Here is a 19040-nt window from a genome sequence, read left to right as displayed (position 1 = left end):
GCACTGATTCCAAAACATGCTATTGGGGTCAGTGCTACTAAGGCTTACAAAACAGCTGTAGCTTTTAAGTAGTCTCCATTACATTCTTCAATACTTTAGCATCTTTCAAAAACTGGCCTGCACTATCTTCTTTAACAAACTCCATCAATAGATATCTATTGATGGATGATTTACTTATTTCGCTTAGGTAACTAGCCCACTCAACCTTCCCTTCTTCCAGTGGAAGTCGTTCTGTACCTGACCAATGAAAAACGTGGATATTGGAAAGCCACGGTTGAATGGCGCGAATACTAGCTAGTCTCTCCTTTGCTGAGGTGTTTATCGATGGCTGCCAATATATGTATACATTCGAATGATCAACCGACTGCATTAAAAGTTTTGCACTTTCCATTGTATCGGTCAAGGTGTCACCATGATATTCAAAATGGATCGATACCCCTTGCTTTTCGGCCATTGAACCAATTTTTCTAGCATCAGAGATAACTTGCTCTCGATAATCTCTTGTAGCATCCGCCGAACCTCGGGCTCCCGCCCATACACGAATAGCAGGGGCCTCCAAATTAACCGCTGTCTGTAGTATTTCTTCAAAGTTACTTTCATTTTCTTCCCCTACACGATAATAAGAACCATAAGATACAATTTCCAGATTAGCTATCTTTGTTAACTTAGCTACTTGTTTAGCATGTTCCAATGCATCAACTGGGACATGAACATCACTTCCCCATTCGATACCTTCTAGATTCGCTTCAGATGCTAGACGAATGATTTGATCTACGGTTAGTTTTCTAAATGTTACCGAACATAGTCCTAGTTTATACATAGAAACTCAACCTCTCTTTATAGCTGACTCAATCCCATGAATACCTTATACAACTTTTTGTATATGAACAGCTATAAATCAGTATTATGAAATTGACTAATTGTAATAAATAGAAAAAGAAGATACTTTAATTTCCAAGCACCTTCTTGTTTTCTACACTTTATCATAAGTTTCATGTCATTAAAATAGTTCTATTTATTAGTCACCAGATAATTATAACTCCTTTATGTCAAAAGAAATTACCCGATCTGTACGCGAATTATAGATGACAGCACCTCGAATTTTTATTGATTCTTCTGTGTTTTTTAAAATAAAATCGTAAGTTTCTTTCGTTTGGGTAGAACTTAATTGTTCTTTTGAGACAAGATTATAATTTGTTATTTCATAATTCGGATAAGCAGTCTGTGTTAATTCTAGTAGATATTTCCCCCATTTTTCCTGTTCTAACTGTGGGGAAGGAAAAATTTCAACATTAATGACCCCTACAGCAGGATCTGCACCTAATGCCTCGAATGCCTTTCGGTGAAGATTAATTTTGTTTGGCGGATATCCTGCTACTTTATCTACTACAGTCACAATAATTTCTCTCTGCGGCAAAGCAATACTTCTGATTTTCAATGATTGACCACAAGGATATGGTGAATTCACTCCAACAGCAGCAGTCATGTACGTGTTATTCGACCAAGGAATTCCACATTGTGTTACTGGTCCGCCTTCTGTCCAGGTTGCCTGCCCTTTAATCGGTTGATGCCGCGTGTTCGGATTTTCACCATAATAACCAGGGGAAGGTATATAGGAACCGTAATAATGATTGGGTTGATAAGGATATTGGTTGTACATATTTAGTCCTCCTCATAGAATACAAGTTGTTCTTTGTAAACTATGCAAATTAGAGGTTGACCTGTGACAAGTGACTAGAATTTTTTTGGGTTCCTACTGCTTTAGGCTCTCTTCTCAGTCGGATCAGCTAATAAAGAGAAACGTTCATTACTTGATAAGTTTATATACACGAGCTTCATATGGACGCAACGTTGTCTCTATTAAGTTGTCTTCATCAACCTCATAGTTGGCAATAAGTAACTCCGCTTTTCTTCCGGTTAAATTTTCCGGCAAAGTGAATGTAGCTGCTTCGGCAAATAGGTTTGTCACAACTAACACGAGTTTATCGTCTAGTTTACGAATGTAAGAGTAAATCTGATCATGGTCCTCAAGAATTAGCTCGTAGCTTCCATAAATAAGTACATCATTTGCCTTACGAAGCTCGATTAACCGCTTATAATAATGATAGATTGAGTTGTCCTCTTGAATAGATTTCGCTACATTGATGTTTGTGAAATTTGGATTTACCTTCAACCAAGGTGTTCCCGTAGTAAAACCAGCCTGCGCGTCCCCATTCCACTGCATCGGGGTTCTTGAATTATCTCGGCCGTTTTTCCATATGATCTCCATAATCTCTTCGTGCTGTTTTCCTTCTTCTAATTCATTATGATACAAGTTTTTAATAGCTACATCATTATAGTCCTCTATCGACTCAAACTGGACGTTGGTCATACCTATTTCCTGCCCTTGATAAATAAACGGCGTTCCTTGCATTAAGAAGTACAATGTCGCTAAGCATTTTGCCGATTCAATCCTTAACTCTTTATCATTTCCCCACGTAGAAACAGAGCGAGGCTGATCATGGTTTTCCATAAACAAGGCGTTCCAGCCTAGTCCATCCAACCCAAGCTGCCACTTGGATAATGTTTGTTTTAATCCATGAATATCTAAACCACCAGAAGTACTTTTCCCCCACAGGTCAAGGTGTTCGAACTGAAAGATCATATTAAATTTCCCATTTTGTTCACCAACCCATTCATCCGCTTGGTCAACACTAACACCATTTGCTTCCCCGACCGTCATAATATCGTACTTGGCAAACGTTTCTTCCTTTAATTCCCCAAGAAAGGCTTGAATTCCATCTTGGTTCATGTGACCATCTAATGAAGGAACGTACTTCCGTTTGTCGGGATTTGGTAAGTCCGGTAAGCCAGGAAGTTTTTTAATGTGTGAGATAGCATCAACACGAAAGCCATCAATTCCTTTATCTAACCACCAATTAACCATGCTATACAGCTCTTTACGTACGGCGGAATTTTCCCAATTTAAATCTGGTTGTTTTTTAGAAAAAACGTGCATATAATATTCATCTGTTCGTGCATCATATTCCCACGCGGAACCACCAAAAATCGATTCCCAGTTATTAGGTTCTTTCCCGTCCTTTCCGGGATGCCACATGTAATAATCACGATAGGCATTTTCCTTAGAAGTACGCGATTCGATAAACCATGGATGCTCATCAGAAGTATGATTGATAACAAGATCCATGATTAATTTCATCCCCCGACGATGTATATCCTTAAGTAATTGATCAAAATCAGCCATCGTCCCAAATTCGGCCATAATCCCTTTATAATCACTAATATCATAGCCATTGTCATCATTTGGCGAGCTATAAATAGGTGACATCCATATGACATCTATACCTAGTTCCTGTAAATAATCAAGCTTTGAGATGACACCTTGAATGTCGCCAATGCCGTCCCCATTTGAATCCATAAAACTGCGTGGATAAACTTGATAAGCGACAGCTTCCTTCCACCACATCTTGCTCATGATTTTTCCTCCTCGTCGTTCACATCTATTCTATGTATTAAGAACTAATCTAAATAACATTTTCTCTTTATCTTTTACTAATTACGCGGATACCAAGATTTATATCCATCACTTAAGTTGGACTTTTATTATAGTTATGTGGTTCCTCCGTTAGGACAAACCTATTTTTATTTATACTGGATGTCACATTTAATCTTTGCGTGTTTCTTTCTTAATTAAAAAGCAGCAAGGAAGATTGTATATCCTCCTTGCTACTTAGCTATAACAAAATTGATCGAAAAGTCTATCTAGTATGGATTAACCACGATGTGCATAGCATCTCCTAACATGAATGGCGAACCAAGTGATAGTTCTTTCTACCTCTAAACTATAAAATTACCATGCTACGCAGTTAGTGCCTTCGTTTAACTGATCCTCTCAAACTTTGAAATATTTTTTTACATATATTTAAGTGCTTTCGATTTCATTTGCAAACTTTCCAAGCTGTGCCAATGAAGTGGTTACGCTAACTAGAAATATTAGCCACCCATTAACCCTTCCCACCACTCCCGATTTGCCACGTACCATGCAACTGTCTCCCTTATCCCCGTTTCAAAATCATATAATGGCTGCCACCCTAGCTGTTCTATCTTAATAGCTTCAATAGCATAACGCTTATCATGGCCCAAACGGTCGGTGACAAACTCAATTAAATCGCCTGATTTATCGAGTGCCTCTACAATTGTTCTGACAACTTCTAAATTAGTCCGTTCATTGTAACTTCCCACATTGTACACTTCTCCTCTTACCCCTTTATGAACCACTACATCAATAGCATCACAATGGTCCTGTACATGTAACCAATCCCGTATATTTTTACCATCACCATAGATCGGAACTTTTTGATTTTGTAGTAACCGCGAAATTGTTAAAGGAATTAACTTGTCAGGCATTTGATAAGGTCCGTAGTTGTTAGAACAACGGATAATATTAATTGGTAACCCGTATGTTTGATAGTAAGCACGAACGAGTAAATCTGCTGACGCCTTACTTGCACTATAGGGACTATTCGGTTGGATCAAACTGTCCTCTGTGAACAATACTGTTGAATCAAGTTCAAGATCTCCATACACTTCATCTGTTGACATATAGATGAATTTTTTAACATCATAAGCTTTTGATGCATCAAGGAGAATTTGAGTGCCTAATACATTTGTCAGCACAAAAATTTCTGGATCCTTAATAGAGCGATCAACATGTGTTTCTGCTGCAAAGTGAATAACATAATCAAATCTGTTTCTTTCGAATATAGAGAAGATTGTTTGTCTATCTTTAATATCAGCATGGATGAAATGATAGTTATCTTTCATTTCAATTTTCTCATGCTTTGCTAATTCTCCTGCATATGTTAGTAAGTCAAGATTGTATATATCGTATTGTGGATACTTATTTATTAAGTAGCTCACAAAGTTACCGCCAATAAAACCCGCTCCACCTGTTATTAAGACACGCTTTCGCTTCATGCTGTATCCCCTTTACTATTGTCTTTTAAATTATTAATATAAGCTTCGTTAACATGATCGATAATTCCTTTAAAATACGTTAAACTTACACGGTTGCGAATAATCACCAACTAGGGTAGTTGCAGACCTATCTTATAATTACTTATATTAGCATGCAATTGTGTCCAATTAATAATAACTGTGACTAATATGTAAAAAGATAATAAAATATAGTTTGTAATCGCTTTCACGTTGATGTATACTAAGTTTACAAACCATTACCGAAACGAATAGGAGGTATAGGCTTATGATTTTACTAGTTGTAGGTGCTTTACTTAGTGGTATTACAGGTTTGTTTGTTATGAGTATGATGGTAGTAGCCAAAAGAGCTGATCAGATAAATGAAGAAAGAAGAAATATATACTTACAACACCCCTGAGAAGGGGTGTTTTTTTGTACTCTACATAGTTTACACTTACCAACGTTTATCCTCCCCTATAGTAAGGGAACGAGATAGACAGGGAGTGAAGTAATATGGATAAGAATTATGATTTAATCGTGATTGGTAGTGGAAGTGCTGGGTCAACAACCGCAACAAAAGCTGTAAAAGAAGGCTTAAAAGTGGCAATGATTGATGAACGTCCTTTTGGAGGAACGTGTGCACTTAGAGGATGCGACCCGAAAAAAGTACTTATTGGAGTGTCAGAGTACGCGAGTGGTGTCGAACGTTTAAAAGCGAATGGATTGAACGGAGATATCTCGATTGACTGGCAGGATTTAATGGCTTTCAAGAAGAAATTTACCGATGCTGTTCCTGAAAGTATAGAGAAGAGCCTTAATGATAGTGGAATCGATACATATCATGGACATGCGACTTTCGTTGATCATCATACAATTCAAGTGGATGATTCAAAACTAAGTGGAGATAAAATCTTAATTGCTACGGGAGCTAGTCCAACACCATTGTCAATTGAAGGCAATCAACATTTTACGTATAGTGATGATTTTCTCGAATTGGAGCAGTTACCAGACAATATACTATTTGTTGGTGGTGGCTATATCTCATTTGAATTTGCACACCTAGCAGCAAGGGCAGGTGCAAACGTACAAATCTTGCACCGAAGCAAACGTCCTTTAAAAAATTTCGATGAAGAATTAGTTAACTATTTAACCGACTATTCAAAGAATCTAGGCATTACTATCCATCTCGAAACCGAAGTACAAGCAATCAAGAAGACTGATAATGGTTATGTTGCAGTTGGAAAACAAGCAGATCAGCAAGAGGAATTTGAAGCAGACATGGTTGTTCATGGTGCTGGAAGAACGCCAAATATTGCTGATTTAGGGTTAGAAAATGCTAATATCATTACAGACAAATATGGGGTTAGTGTTAATGAATATCTTCAAAGTACAAGCAATCCTGCCATATATGCAGCAGGAGACGTTTCATCAACAGGAAGAAAGCCATTGACACCTGTAGCGGGTGCAGAATCTCATATAGCAGCCTCGAATATTTTGAAAGGTAACAACCGCTCACTGAAAGACCAAGTGATACCTACAGCAATGTTTACATTGCCAAAACTCACATCCGTCGGTGTTACAGAGGAAGAAGCAACAAAGAAGGGGCTATCCTATACCGTTAATTCAATCGACACGACAGAGTGGTTCACTTACAGTCGGACAAATCAACCCGTTTCTTTTGCCAAAGTGCTAATTCATAAAAAAACAGATCAAATAATTGGTGCACATCTACTAAGCAATCAAGCAGATGAATTGATTAACCACTTCGCAACAGCAATTCAATTTAATTTAACGACATCAGATTTAAAGAAGATGCTGTTTGCTTATCCAACAACTGCGTCGGATATTGTTCATTTTTTATAAGTGTAATCGTAAAAATAACAGGTTGTTTATCTTCCTGTTATTTTTCACATTATAGTTGTTGTTTACTAGTGGCCATAAGTATAGAAGAAAAGAAATGTAAAAAGGAAGGATAATGTGTAATCGACACTTAAGTGTTATGAAGATTCATGAAATTCAATCCCCTCCACCTCCTCCGCCGTCTCCGCCACCATCAAAACCACCACTGTCAAAAAATCCACCTTCATTAGTCGAGGAATCATCATTGTCCCCATCAAAAAAATGGATAAAAACCCGACGCGCCTCCACGACTGCGGCTTGAGCGTTTGGACGAATTCCCAACAACAGCAATAATCACAAAAAGAACTACAATTCCAATAAATATTGCGATCATATAATCACCCCTTGTAATGTTATACGCGGGAATCAGCGCTAATGTTTCAATTTTCCGATAATTTTGTTTGCTATTAAATTCTGATTTTCAACAATGCTTGGTACAGCTAATCGTGTTACTAATTTTCGTTGGTAATCATGCTGAACCTACCATTAATTAAATACAAAATAATAAATATACTAATACCCAACATGTCCGCTGCCAAATCAACCACATCCGCAGTTCTACTAAAAAACGGCTGCAACATTTCCGTTGAAATACCAATTGCAATCGCTGTAAATACAGAAGCCAACAAATCTTTGTTCACTTTTATAAAAAGATACGTTAAAAGAAAGAACATAATTGTATGGCCGAAAAACTCGGGTAGATTTACATGATTTGGTGTGAAAGAGATAAACGCTAAGAAGTTTGGAGAAGGGATAAATGTAAAATACACATTACCATCTTGTAAAAGTTCTTTTGTACTATGTGTACATGTAGATATAAATATAATTACAATCCAAGTAATTAGAAAAATATATTTCATAGCGATCCCCTGCTCCATGTTTTTCATCAGTTTGAACAGTGATTATTATTTTCATACATTTAAGGTCCAAAAACAACTAAAAAAGGCACCTTAAAAAGGCGCCTTTAACTAATTTGTTTTTCTTGAATTTTTGCAATATGCATTTGACTAATGCGTTCTGAATGACCGGATACCTTTGCAAGACTGATAAAGAATATCATGCCAAGCATCCAAACAAAAGCTGTTAACAACAACCACATGGAAGACCCTCCTATCCGTTCGGTAACTGGCTAGCATAGGTTATCCCCTTAGCTCCTTTAGTTTTGCGTCATCATTTTTCAATGATTTTGCCGTTTATCGTCGAATCGTAGGTGTATATGTAATATACTAGCATTATAATAATTAAATGCCATGGTGCAAAAGTACCCTTTTGGAGTAAAAGCATGTGTTACAGTAGTCTAAAGTTAACCTTAAGTAAAAAGCGATAAATTAGAAGCAAGAAAATTTTTGATCCTATCTAATGCACAATTTTCGTTTTTAACTTCAATAAATATCCGTTTATTGTTCCCGTATCCAAACGATCATTTCACCTTCACCACGGTTGCTCCAAGCATAGTAAGGAATCGCTTTTATTTGATCATTTACTTTGTCATAACTTTCGGTAACATATAGTTTATTTTGCACTTGCGAACGATCTGTTCTATATGCCCTGCCTGTTATTGAAGTTACGCCGTTTAATAACTCTGATTCATGCACTACTTCCAACTCCGTATTGCTAGAAATAGTTATATCTTGTAAATTTGATCCATTATCCACTTGTTCTAAACAATACACAATTGGTCCTCGTTGTTATGCTACTTTACCAGCATTTTCTCATACTTCTGGATGAGCGCGCATCTTTTCTTTTGGCATCTCAAACGCAAGCGTGATTTGAAATAATAGAGTCACATACAAGCTTCTGCCACGGGCTCCAAAATTGGCCATCCAATTTCACTTGAGCTAATTTTATCGGTTGCATGCGCACAGAAGTTTTCTTTATTGTGTTCATTAGTAAACCCCCTCTTCCTATACAAAAAACATCACTATTATCAAATCTTCTGTTTTGCCTTATCCGCTTCTGCAGCATTTCGATTGGCTTCTCTTCTATTTTGTGCCATTTCTTCGACCGATTTCACTTTAATTCTTGCAGCACCTTTATAATCCTTCGTCGGAAGTAAGACACTATTGTTTAACCGATGCTTTGCTTCAGCAATTGCTTCAACATACTGTGGTAACCACTCAGACTCAGCGACTATTAACTCATCAACCATTTGCCAAATTTCTTTTGGATTACAGACAGCACCAACAAGTGGATCCATCATCATCGCTTGGCGAAGCAATTGATCATCCCCATGGACAGCAGCTTCAACTGCTAGGCGTTGTACCGAAATGCTGACGTTGCAAACCGCTGCACAACCCATCGGCAAATCTCCTACGTGTGGCATGCTAATTCCATTTCTATCCACATAACCAGGTGCCTCAATAACGGCATCATCTGGTAAATTAGTAATTACCCCTTGATTGATCATATTAAAATGACCACGATATACTCTACCAGTTTCTAAACCTTCTATAATATACGATCCGTGCTCTTCCCCACGGTTCTCTTGACTATATTCATAGGCTGGCTCCTTTAACCAGTTCGGAAAATCAGTCTCAAACCAATTTCTACCTTCTGTACACACTCGCAAGTAACCGCCCGTTTCTCCGTTAATCCAGGACCCAAGATCAATCCACTCGTTAACCTCTTGTGGACGTTTTCGGTACCATGGTACATACTCACTTAAATGACCATTAGATTCTGTACTGTAATACCCAAATCGTCGTAGCATATCAATCCTTACTTTTTCAGTTTTGCTATACTCTGGATGGTTTTCAAAAGCCTCTAGCAATTCGCCGGTAAGATCATTACCGTTATGACCGATCTTTACGTACCATGTTTGATGGTTAATTCCAGCACATATAATATCAATTTCTTCTTTTGGTTTACCTAACACCTCAGCAATCTGTCTATGTCCGTTTGGCACGCCATGACAAAGTCCAATCGTGTTAACTCCACCATATTTGTTACAAGCCCAGGTGAGCATTGCCATCGGATTGGCATAGTTCAATAACAAACAATCTGATCCAGCTACTTCTCTTATATCCTTGCAAATTTCTAACATAGCTGCAATCCCACGTTGTCCATACATAATTCCACCAGCGCTCAATGTATCACCAACACATTGGTCAACACCATACTTTAACGGCACTTCAATATCTTGTTCAAATGCTGCCAATCCACCGATACGAACGACATTGAAGATATACTTTGCATCTTGTAATGCAACTCTGCGATTTGTAGATGACTGAATCGTAATATTCAATCCGTTCTCCTTAATATCGCGCTGACAAAGCTGTGTCACCATATCTAAGTTTTTTTGATTAATGTCTGTAAACGCAACTTCCATGTTGTTGAACTCTGGTACAGATAAAAGATCGCGTAATAGTCCCCTCGTAAAACCAATGCTACCTGCACCGATAAATGTAACCTTGAATCCCATAAATAACCTCCTCGTATAAGTTATCACTAGCTTATCACCACTATAATGTAAACGCTTTAAAAATCATCGTCTATACACTACATTCTTGTGTAAAATCCTCGCTTTGTGATGAAAGTATTTACATAGTTGGGAAAGTAATATTAAGTACGGATATGATCGATTGCTTTTTTTCTATATTCAATAGGACTGACACCAGTATATTTTTTAAAAACTTTACTAAAGTACTGACTACTATTCAAGCCAATATAGTCTGACACGCTTGTAACTGAAATATCGGTTTGACTCAAGAGCATTTTAGCTTTTTCCATTCTAACTTTAGTTAAATATTCTACTACCGAACAATTCATGGCTTCCTTAAAAATCTTATGTAAGTAACTTGGATGCAGATGCGTAAGTGTGGCGAGGTCTTTCATTTTAATATCATAGTCATAGTTTTGGTGAAGGTGGTTCACAATTTTTTTTACATTTAGATCCGTTTGTTGAGGTGTTTTACTTTTTGCATCTTTTGCGTTTCTTGCGATCTGTAAGAATAATTGTGATAAGAGGATATGAATCATTAAATAGTTGTCAGCATTGGAATCATCTAATTCCATCACTAAACTTTTCAACGTATTGTAAACTCCATTTACATCTTTTAATAAAATGAATAATTGGTTATGTTTGAAAAATTCCTTAATACTCTCATTCTCAGTGGCTAGATGTTTAATGGATGGAAAAGTTCTGCTCGTTTGTGTTAGCACAAACTCCAGATTTAGCATTCTGCATGATTGTGTATTGTCGACAAATAATCGATGTGGAACTTCACTATCAATGAAAATATACTGACCTTTTCTCATGTGAAATACAGTGTCCTCCACTTCCACTATACACTGCCCTGAGATCACATACATAATTTCGATAGCATCATGTGAATGAAAACCCATTTGGAAACCATGCCATTCTTTAAAATAGTAAGCAACTACTCTCGGATGACGATCATCAACCAATGCCGTTTGCAAGCCTTTGTCACCCATATCTTCCCCCCTTACATAAACGTTATTTCTTAAATTGTACATCATACCCTTACCTTAATACAGAAAAAAATGATTAATAATCCCAGAAGGTAACTACCTTTTCATACCCTGAATATGATACACTCATATGTGGTTATAAATCGTTTAAATTGTATGAGGTTAGGAGATTGGGTATGAAAAATTTAGTCATTTTAGGTGGCGGTTATGGTGGAAAGAAAATACTGCACACCCTTTTAGATAGTAATCTTCCAAATGATGTGCGCATCACTGTGGTTGACCGAAATCCGTACCATTCTTTAAAAACAGAGTTTTATGCAATAGCAGCAGGAACAACCTCGGAAAGAGCAGTCAGACAAGATTTTCCGACGCATAATCAAGTTGATTACGTCTATGATGAAATTCTTCATATAGATACAGAAAAACAACACATTGAACTTCAACATGATGATGCACCTTTTCCGTATGATTATCTTGTTATAGGCCTTGGTTGCGAAGATAATTATCATGGTGTAAAAGGTGCAGAGGAATTCACCCATAGTGTACAAACGATTGCCCGAGCTAGGCGTGCTGGATTAGCCATTGGCGAGTTAAAAGCAAATGGTAAAGTTGCCATTGTTGGCGGAGGTCTAAGTGGGATTGAAGTTGCTTCCGAAATAAGAGAAAGTCGGCCTGATTTGAACATTAGCTTACTTGATCGTGGTGCATCTGTATTAAGTCCATTTGATTCAAAAATTCAGCAGCACGTAGAAGACTGGTTTAGACGAAATGATGTTGAAGTTTTACATCATTCGAATGTAGAATATGTTGAAAAAGACCACGTTTGTAATAATAGTGAATGTATCGATTTCGATGTCACAATATGGACAGCTGGTGTTCGACCTAATCATTTAATTCAATCATTACCTTTTGAGAAGGATTTACAAGGTAAAGTTATTCTGAATGACTACTACCAAGTACCTACACATACCGCCGTTTACGTTGTCGGTGATTGTGCTTCTTCGAGCTATTCGCCTAGTGCGCAATTAGCAGGCAAACAGGGAGAACAGATTGGTGAGGTCTTAGCTTCTGTATTACAGGGTAATGAACCAGAAAAACCTAAAGCAATTAAACTGAAGGGACAGCTCGGTTCCCTCGGTAAATCTGATGGGTTTGGCAATATGTTTACACAGCCTGTAACAGGATTGTTGCCGAGGTTAGCTAAATCAGGTGTGCTGTGGTTGAATACGCGACATTAAGATTAGGGGAGATTTCGGTTTAATACGAAATCTTCCTTTTTAGTTTAAACGGATACTCTTTTAACAAATGTTGAAATGTTTTCATTCTAAACTACATTAATAATCATCTTTTTCAAATCACTTCATGTAGAAATCACGATTAACTGACAATACTTCACCCTATTCAAACACCTATATTTGTTACCGATAACACAATATACACTTTATATTAATTATATAATATTTTCTTGTTGTAATTTATTTATGTTACCGGTACCATGTACTTATAAAACGTTATTCCCCTATGAAGAGAGGAAATAATCAATGGTCACTATATACGATATAGCAAAACTAGCAAATGTCTCCCCTATGACCGTGTCAAGAGTAATCAACAATAATGGAAACATCAAAGAAACCACAAAGCAGCGTGTGGAGAATGCCATTAAAGATCTCGGCTATATACCTAACTCTGCTGCTAGAAGTTTAACATCTAAGAAAACTAGAATTCTTTCGCTCATCTTAACTGATATCACGAACCCATTCTTCACAAAAGTAGCTCGAGGTGCAGAAGACAAGGCGATGGAAATAGGCTATCAAGTTCTCCTAAGTAATACCGATGAAGATGCAGAAAAAGAATCCGAGTACATTAATATGATTCTTTCCACTCGAGTAGATGGTGTCATCATTGCACCAACAGGTGATCAATCTCTAAAAGAAATTGAGCGGCTTAGAAATCAAAATATACCCGTCGTATTAATTGACAGGGAGTTAGACAATTTTAATGGAGATATCGTTGTCGGGGATAGTTACGAAGGAAGCAGGAAATTAGTTGAACATTTAATAGAATTAGGTCATCGAAGAATTGCACTCATCAATGGCCCCTCAAATATTTCAACAGCACGAGAGCGTAGAAGAGGGTATGTGGAGACTCTGAAATTGTCTTCGCTTCCCATACATGATCGTTATATTTCAGAAATTAACTACAAGCAGGATGATGCTAAATCCGTAATTAAAAAATTGATATCACTACCTAAACAAGAGCAACCTACGGCAATATTTGCTGCAAATAACTTTATCGCTATAAGTACAATTAAAGCTTTACAATCATTTGGATTAAGTGTTCCTAATGATATTTCTGTTGTAAGCTTTGACGATATTGAACCAATTGATAGTTTTAATCCATTTTTAACAGTCGCATCTCAACCGGCATATAGCTTTGGGATGTTAGCAATGCAGCTATTGATCCAGCGCATGGAAGAAAAAGAATCAAATGAACCAAGAAAAATCGTTCTACCTCCAGAAATAATTGTAAGAAAATCGTCAACGCCTTATAAAAAATAAACCTATTTTTTATTTTTTATAATCTTAAAAAGCTCATTGTTGATTGAAACTGAAGTTATGAGACACCTCGGAAAGCAATCGTCTTCTGTAGAAATCAACAACCAAGTTAATGAGAGCCTTTATATAAAAAGCTGCTTGATGATACATCAAGCAGGCTTTTCTTATAAATATATTAATCAAGGAGGTTACACAATGTTAAAAGGAATTTTCACCTATTCTTTCTCCTGATTTATTGAAAGCGCTTGCCACGGTGGGTCATGGCGATGAAATTGTTATCGCAGATGAAAACTTCCCTGCTGAATCTTACACAGCGACTCATTAGCAGTGATGGTCATAACATCCCTGAATTACTAAAAACAATTAAACCATTCTTTCCGATTGACTCGTAAACGAATCTCCCTGTAGCACTAATGGAATTCGTAAAAGGAGATCCTACTGACAATTTGTATGAATATGAATCTATCTTAGAGTCCTCCAAATTTGTTTTTAGAAAGACTGAGTTTGTAGAAAGATTTTCTTTTTATGAGCGAGTAAAAAAGCCTACACCATTTTAGAAACAACTGAAAAAGCACACTATGCAAATATTATTCTTTAAAAAGGTGTAGTGACCGAATAACTATAAAAAATAAGGAAGGTGAAGAGCATGTCAAATGTTTTCGAACAGTTAAGATTGTACTCGAACAAGCTAGTTCAATCAGGATTAGTCGTTGGTGCTGGGGGCAACTTGAGTATGCGTGATGGGGGTTTCATGTACATCTCCCCAAGTGGCTTTGATTTACAAGAAATTGAAACAGAGCATTGGGTAAAGGTAAACATTGAAACCGGTGAAGTGTTAAGTGATTTAAAGCCTTCATCAGAGATTTTAATGCATTTAGAATGCTTCCGTCGTCGTCCAGATATTAATTCCGTCTTACATGCACATCCTAGCTACTCTGTCGGCGTCTCTTCTGCTGGAAAAGATATCCCGAATATGTTCCCTGATTTTCCTGCGATGGTTAAAAAAGTCGCATATTTGGATTATGTGATTCCTACTACCAATGTATTAGCTGATAAAGTAGCAGCAGTTATTGACGATGCTGATGTAGTTGTGATGAGAAATCACGGTGTGATGACAGTCGGAAAGTCGATGAAGGAAGCATACTTCTTCATGCAACTAACAGAAGAAGCAGCCAAAGTTTTCACAATTGCATCAACCGTTGGTACTCCGAGATTATTATCAGAGGATGAGTGCCAGGATTTACGCAACTTAGCTGCTGAAAAGTTTAGATCAAAACTGTTAAAAGATTCATAAAACAATAGATTTGTTCAAGCTGATCAACAGATCAGGAGGGATAGGATGAAAAAGGTTTGGGCATTCGATTTAGGCGCATCAAATGGGCGCTTAATTTTAAGTAGTTTCGATGGTAAACGGTTACATTTTGAAGAACAGCATCGTTTTTTCAATAGCCCGGTTCATGTAACGAATCATTATTATTGGGACATTTTAAAGATTTTTGAAGAAATGAAAGTAGGTATGAAAAAAAGTTTGAAAAACGGAAACAAAAATGTGGAAAGCATGGGTATCGATACGTGGGGAGTAGACTTCGGTTTATTATCCAAAAATGGGGAACTCTTGAGTAACCCATACAGCTATCGCGACCCACAGCATGCAGTTGGGATGACAGAAGCCTTAAAAACGACAGCGAAGGATGACTTGTTTTATAGAACAGGAAATGAGACAGCACCAATTAACACCTTATTCCAGCTCTATGGCATCCAGAAAAATAACCCTTCATTACTTGAAAATGCTGAAACGTTACTGATGACACCGAATTTAATTTCTTACTTATTTTCTGGTGAAAAGCGAAATGAATTTACCATTAGTTCTACTACGCAAATGCTAGATAAAGACTCAAAAGATTGGGACACGGCATTAGTAAAACAATTCGGAATACCAGCGCATATATTTGCTCCAGTTACGATGCCGATGACATCGATTGGACATACGTTACCAGAGATAAATTTGGAACTATTAATGGATCCTGTCAAAGTAATTAATATTGCAGGCCATGACACAGCCTCTGCACTCGCAGCACTACCTATAAAAGATAATAATTCTGTGTTTATGAGCTGTGGAACTTGGGTGTTAATGGGTGTGCAAGTAGAGAAACCTGTAGTCACTCAAGAGGCATATGAATGGGGATTTACGAATGAAGGTACAATTGATGGGCAATATCGCCTATTAAAAAATAATATGGGACTTTGGCTTCTGCAACAATGTCGAATCATTTGGGAGAAGGAAGGCATTGCAACTAATTATATAGAAGAAGATCAATTAGGAGCAAACGCAACATCCTTTCAATCTTTTATAAATCCAGATGATCCATCGTTTTTTAATCCTACAAATATGGTGGAAGCGATTCAAGCCTTTTGTCGAAATAGTGGTCAAAAAGTTCCTGAAACAAGAGCGGAAATACTTACATGTATTCTAGAAAGTCTTGCATTAAAGTACCGTTGGGTAGTGGAAAGATTAGAAAAGCTAACTGGTAAGCAGTTAAATAAAATTCACATGGGTGGTGGCGGTATTCAAAACCAGAGGCTATGCCACTTTACCGCTAACGCAACGGATCGAGAAGTAATAGCTGGCCCTATTGAGGCTAGCTCGATCGGTAATTCCATTGCACAATGGATTTCATTAGGTGAACTAAATAACTTAAGTGAAGCAAGAGAGATTGTAGACAACTCATTTGATGTTGCTGTGTATGAACCAAAGAACCAAATGAAGTGGCAAGAGGCTTATGACCGCTTCAAAGAGTTTGTTTAATCCAATTCAATGTCTAAATAAATTTGAATAACTAAAAAATTAGTATTACAAAATCTATCTACTAAAATAGGAGGAATGAAACATGTCTGAAAAAAACCGTTTCCACGGATCATTACCGAAAATCGGGATTCGTCCAACCATTGATGGGAGAAGAAAAGGAGTTAGAGAATCGTTAGAAGAAAATACGATGAATCTAGCGAAAGCTGTTGCACAAATGCTTAGTGATAATCTCAAACATTATAATGGAGAAGAAGTAGAATGTGTCATTGCAGATACGTGTATTGGTGGTGTCGCAGAAGCAGCCAAGGCTAAGGAGAAATTTGATAAAGAATCCGTTGGTGTTACGATCACAGTTACACCTTGTTGGTGCTATGGATCTGAAACGATGGACATGAATCCGCAGCTGCCTAACGCTATTTGGGGCTTTAATGGAACCGAACGTCCTGGGGCAGTTTACTTAGCAGCAGTATTAGCTGCACACAATCAAAAAGGAATCCCTGCTTTCGGTATTTACGGAAAAGATGTTCAAGATGCAGGTGATACTGCAGTTCCCGAAGACGTAAAGGAAAAAGTACTCCGTTTCGCTAGATCAGGCCTTGCTGTTGCAATGCTGAAAGGAAAATCATATTTATCTATGGGATCCGTTTCCATGGGGATTGCTGCTAGTATGATTGATGAGAACTTTTTCCAAGAATATTTAGGAATGCGAAATGAATACATTGACATGACAGAGTATGTTCGTAGAGTTAATGAAGAAATCTATGATAAAGATGAATATGAAAAAGCATTGAAGTGGGTGAAAGAATATTGTAAAGAAGGCTCTGATACTAACCCAGAAGAAAATCAACGCACACGAGAACAAAAAGAACAAGACTGGGAAATGAATGTGAAAATGACACTAATTATGAAAGATTTAATGATTGGTAATGATAAGTTAGTAGCGCTTGGCTTTGAAGAAGAAGCTATGGGGCATAATGCAATCGCTTCCGGTTTCCAAGGGCAACGGCAATGGACCGACCATTTCCCGAACGGAGACTTTTCAGAAGCTTTGCTAAACTCTTCGTTTGATTGGAACGGCATTCGCGCACCGTACATGGTTGCTACGGAAAATGACTCGTTAAATGCGGTTACGATGCTATTTGGTAATCTATTAACGAATGCTGCACAAATCTTTGCCGATGTAAGAACGTACTGGAGTCCAGATGCAGTAAAACGTGTTACAGGAGAAGAGCTAGAAGGTAGAGCAAAAGACGGCATTATTCATCTACTAAACTCTGGTTCTGCAGCACTAGACGGTGCAGGTGAACAAACAAAAAATGGAAAACCTGCCATGAAGCCTTTCTGGGAAATTACCGAAAAAGAAGCGAACAAATCATTAGCTGCTACTTCATGGAGACCTGCCAATACTGAATATTTCCGTGGCGGTGGATTTTCTAGTAACTTTCTTACAAAAGGTGACATGCCAATTACCATTGCTAGAATAAATTTGATTAAAGGCATTGGACCAGTACTACAACTTGCAGAAGGATACACAGTAGACCTTCCTAAAAACGTTCATCAAATATTAAACGATCGTACAGATCCAACCTGGCCAACTACGTGGTTCGTACCTAATTTAACCGGGGAAGGTGCCTTCTCTGATGTGTATTCGGTAATGAATAACTGGGGATCCAACCACTGCGCTGCAAGCTATGGTCATATCGGCGCTGACTTGATTACATTAGCTTCGATGCTACGTATTCCAGTGAATATGCATAACGTAGCTAGAGAAAAAATCTTCAGACCAAGTGCATGGAATATGTTTGGTACAAATGATCCGGAAGGTGCAGATTACCGCGCTTGTACAACATATGGACCGTTATATAAATAAGTAAAAAACTGGCTCCCATTATCATTTTTGGAAGCCAGTTTTTTTATAGTTAATTATTCTTTTATTTTCCTTGTCTTTATTACAACTAAAGCAATGACACCAATCAACAGCATGAATATACCAATTAATAATATATTAAACATACCCATTGATGTATCAGGAAGCTCTGGTTGTTCGATAAATCGCTTCCGTATAACCGAAGCTCTGCCTACCTTATCCTATATATGGAGCGAAGGACGCAACCAATTCTCCTTAAGTAACCTCTTCAATAGTATATTGTCCCGATTTATCCTTTAACAGTTCTAGTGAATCATCTACTTGCACTTGATCTGTAAATTTATATAATTGTATAACATCGCTTTTCTTTGTATCATTAACCGCTTCTACAACAGGTACACTACTGCATAAAAGGAAACAAAAAATATTTAGCAATCTTCATAATTACCATAGACAGCCTCACTCATCACTAAATAACTCGAAGATGCTATATATTATTGCACAC

20 protein-coding genes and 1 riboswitch are annotated in these 19040 nt (G+C 37.4%); of the genes, 8 read left to right on the top strand and 12 right to left on the bottom strand.

The window, feature by feature from the left end; translation table 11 throughout:
• Window positions 1-64: 64 nt before the first annotated feature.
• From ACI6MV_RS13915 to rfbB, 4 genes are all read right to left on the bottom strand, one after another.
• Window positions 65-820, bottom strand: coding sequence for a sugar phosphate isomerase/epimerase family protein (locus ACI6MV_RS13915; RefSeq protein WP_407270914.1), 756 nt, complete (start codon window positions 818-820; stop codon window positions 65-67).
• A 213-nt stretch (window positions 821-1033) separates the two neighbouring features.
• The gene (locus ACI6MV_RS13910) at window positions 1034-1660 is read right to left on the bottom strand and encodes a DUF3889 domain-containing protein (RefSeq protein WP_407270913.1); all 627 of its coding nucleotides are present in this window, start codon (window positions 1658-1660) and stop codon (window positions 1034-1036) included.
• A gap of 147 nt (window positions 1661-1807) precedes the next feature.
• Complete coding sequence (locus ACI6MV_RS13905) at window positions 1808-3475, bottom strand: glycoside hydrolase family 13 protein (protein ID WP_407270912.1); 1668 nt, start codon at window positions 3473-3475, stop codon at window positions 1808-1810.
• A 518-nt stretch (window positions 3476-3993) separates the two neighbouring features.
• Window positions 3994-4977 (bottom strand): dTDP-glucose 4,6-dehydratase, encoded by a 984-nt coding sequence (gene rfbB, locus ACI6MV_RS13900; RefSeq protein ID WP_407270911.1) that lies wholly within the window; start codon window positions 4975-4977, stop codon window positions 3994-3996.
• Between the two features lie 286 nt (window positions 4978-5263).
• Between rfbB and ACI6MV_RS13895 the strand changes: the two genes are divergently transcribed.
• Window positions 5264-5395, top strand: a complete 132-nt coding sequence (locus ACI6MV_RS13895; RefSeq protein ID WP_407270910.1) for a hypothetical protein — start codon at window positions 5264-5266, stop codon at window positions 5393-5395.
• 95 nt (window positions 5396-5490) lie between these two features.
• Window positions 5491-6840: a dihydrolipoyl dehydrogenase family protein gene (locus tag ACI6MV_RS13890; protein WP_407270909.1), complete on the top strand. Its 1350-nt coding sequence runs from the start codon at window positions 5491-5493 to the stop codon at window positions 6838-6840.
• A gap of 153 nt (window positions 6841-6993) precedes the next feature.
• On the opposite strand, the gene ACI6MV_RS13885 is transcribed toward ACI6MV_RS13890, so the two are convergent.
• From ACI6MV_RS13885 to ACI6MV_RS13855, 7 genes are all read right to left on the bottom strand, one after another.
• A complete protein-coding gene (locus tag ACI6MV_RS13885) occupies window positions 6994-7158 on the bottom strand; it encodes a hypothetical protein (RefSeq protein WP_407270908.1) in 165 nt (54 codons plus the stop codon).
• Window positions 7159-7328: 170 nt separating this feature from the next.
• On the bottom strand, window positions 7329-7736 hold the full coding sequence (locus tag ACI6MV_RS13880; protein ID WP_407270907.1) for a VanZ family protein: 408 nt from the start codon (window positions 7734-7736) through the stop codon (window positions 7329-7331).
• Window positions 7737-7840: 104 nt separating this feature from the next.
• A complete protein-coding gene (locus ACI6MV_RS13875; RefSeq protein ID WP_407270906.1) occupies window positions 7841-7975 on the bottom strand; it encodes a hypothetical protein in 135 nt (44 codons plus the stop codon).
• Window positions 7976-7993: 18 nt separating this feature from the next.
• A riboswitch (cyclic di-GMP riboswitch) is annotated at window positions 7994-8077 on the bottom strand.
• 196 nt (window positions 8078-8273) lie between these two features.
• Window positions 8274-8552 carry a hypothetical protein gene (locus tag ACI6MV_RS13870; RefSeq protein ID WP_407270918.1) on the bottom strand — a complete coding sequence of 93 codons (279 nt, stop codon included), beginning with the start codon at window positions 8550-8552 and terminating at the stop codon, window positions 8274-8276.
• Window positions 8553-8628: 76 nt separating this feature from the next.
• Window positions 8629-8763, bottom strand: a complete 135-nt coding sequence (locus ACI6MV_RS13865) for a hypothetical protein (protein ID WP_407270905.1) — start codon at window positions 8761-8763, stop codon at window positions 8629-8631.
• A 40-nt stretch (window positions 8764-8803) separates the two neighbouring features.
• Entirely contained in the window at window positions 8804-10297 is a 1494-nt protein-coding gene (melA, locus tag ACI6MV_RS13860) for an alpha-glucosidase/alpha-galactosidase (protein WP_407270904.1), read from the bottom strand.
• Window positions 10298-10437: 140 nt separating this feature from the next.
• Window positions 10438-11310 (bottom strand): AraC family transcriptional regulator, encoded by an 873-nt coding sequence (locus ACI6MV_RS13855; protein WP_407270903.1) that lies wholly within the window; start codon window positions 11308-11310, stop codon window positions 10438-10440.
• Between the two features lie 173 nt (window positions 11311-11483).
• On the opposite strand from ACI6MV_RS13855, the gene ACI6MV_RS13850 reads away from it, so the two are divergent.
• The 6 genes from ACI6MV_RS13850 to ACI6MV_RS13825 all read left to right on the top strand — a co-directional run bounded on the left by ACI6MV_RS13850 (window position 11484) and on the right by ACI6MV_RS13825 (window position 18538).
• The gene (locus tag ACI6MV_RS13850) at window positions 11484-12545 is read left to right on the top strand and encodes an NAD(P)/FAD-dependent oxidoreductase (protein ID WP_407270902.1); all 1062 of its coding nucleotides are present in this window, start codon (window positions 11484-11486) and stop codon (window positions 12543-12545) included.
• 303 nt (window positions 12546-12848) lie between these two features.
• Window positions 12849-13865 carry a LacI family DNA-binding transcriptional regulator gene (locus ACI6MV_RS13845; protein ID WP_407270901.1) on the top strand — a complete coding sequence of 339 codons (1017 nt, stop codon included), beginning with the start codon at window positions 12849-12851 and terminating at the stop codon, window positions 13863-13865.
• Window positions 13866-14079: 214 nt separating this feature from the next.
• Window positions 14080-14187, top strand: coding sequence for an RbsD/FucU domain-containing protein (locus ACI6MV_RS13840; protein ID WP_407270917.1), 108 nt, complete (start codon window positions 14080-14082; stop codon window positions 14185-14187).
• Window positions 14188-14508: 321 nt separating this feature from the next.
• A complete protein-coding gene (locus ACI6MV_RS13835) occupies window positions 14509-15156 on the top strand; it encodes a class II aldolase/adducin family protein (protein ID WP_407270900.1) in 648 nt (215 codons plus the stop codon).
• A 45-nt stretch (window positions 15157-15201) separates the two neighbouring features.
• Window positions 15202-16668, top strand: coding sequence for a rhamnulokinase (locus ACI6MV_RS13830; RefSeq protein WP_407270899.1), 1467 nt, complete (start codon window positions 15202-15204; stop codon window positions 16666-16668).
• Between the two features lie 82 nt (window positions 16669-16750).
• The gene (locus ACI6MV_RS13825; RefSeq protein ID WP_407270898.1) at window positions 16751-18538 is read left to right on the top strand and encodes an L-fucose isomerase; all 1788 of its coding nucleotides are present in this window, start codon (window positions 16751-16753) and stop codon (window positions 18536-18538) included.
• A 53-nt stretch (window positions 18539-18591) separates the two neighbouring features.
• On the opposite strand, the gene ACI6MV_RS13820 is transcribed toward ACI6MV_RS13825, so the two are convergent.
• Window positions 18592-18717: an LPXTG cell wall anchor domain-containing protein gene (locus ACI6MV_RS13820; RefSeq protein ID WP_407270916.1), complete on the bottom strand. Its 126-nt coding sequence runs from the start codon at window positions 18715-18717 to the stop codon at window positions 18592-18594.
• Window positions 18718-19040: the final 323 nt, after the last annotated feature.

This window comes from Radiobacillus sp. PE A8.2, assembly GCF_045635475.1.
Taxonomy (GTDB): Bacteria; Bacillota; Bacilli; order Bacillales; family Amphibacillaceae; genus JBJGXI01.
Note: the sequence above shows the minus strand (reverse complement) of the source record. Positions and strands in the feature narration are given on the sequence as shown.